This is a genomic window from Neobacillus niacini (genome assembly GCF_023715785.1).
Lineage (GTDB): Bacteria > Bacillota > Bacilli > Bacillales > Cytobacillaceae > Neobacillus > Neobacillus niacini_E.
This window is the reverse complement of sequence record NZ_JAMBOX010000060.1, coordinates 1-480: the sequence shown is the minus strand read 5'-3', so window position 1 is coordinate 480 and position 480 is coordinate 1. Positions and strand designations below refer to the sequence as shown.

Annotated in this window: 1 protein-coding gene; it reads left to right on the top strand. The window is 68.5% G+C overall.

The features are described from left to right. Positions 1-480: NAD(P)H-dependent flavin oxidoreductase (locus tag M3234_RS28830; RefSeq protein ID WP_262307927.1), on the top strand; the 480-nt coding region annotated here is incomplete at both ends.

Sequence of the window (480 nt, the reverse complement as noted above, 5' to 3'; positions counted from 1 at the left end):
ATGTCGTACTGGCCGGCGGGCTGCCGCCGGGCGGGGCGATCGAGCGGATCAAGACGTCGGGCGCCAAGGTGCTGTGCTTTCCGCCGACGCTGCCGTTCGCGAAGAAGCTGATTCGCTCGGGCGTCGATGCGCTGGTGATCGAGGGGATGGAGGCGGGCGGCCATATCGGTCCGGTCTCGACCAGCGTTCTCGCCCAGGAGATGCTGCCCGAGATCGCCGCGCAATTGCCCGTGTTCGTCGCCGGCGGGATCGGCCGTGGCGAGGCGATCGCCGGCTATCTCGAGATGGGTGCCGCCGGCGTCCAACTCGGAACGCGCTTCGTCTGCGCGGCCGAGAGCATCGCCCATCCCAATTTCAAGAAGGCGTTTATCCGTGCCTCTGCACGCGACGCGGTCGCCAGCGTCCAGATCGATCCGCGCCTGCCGGTCATCCCGGTGCGCGCGCTCAAGAATGCCGGGGCGGACCTGTTCACGGCGAAGC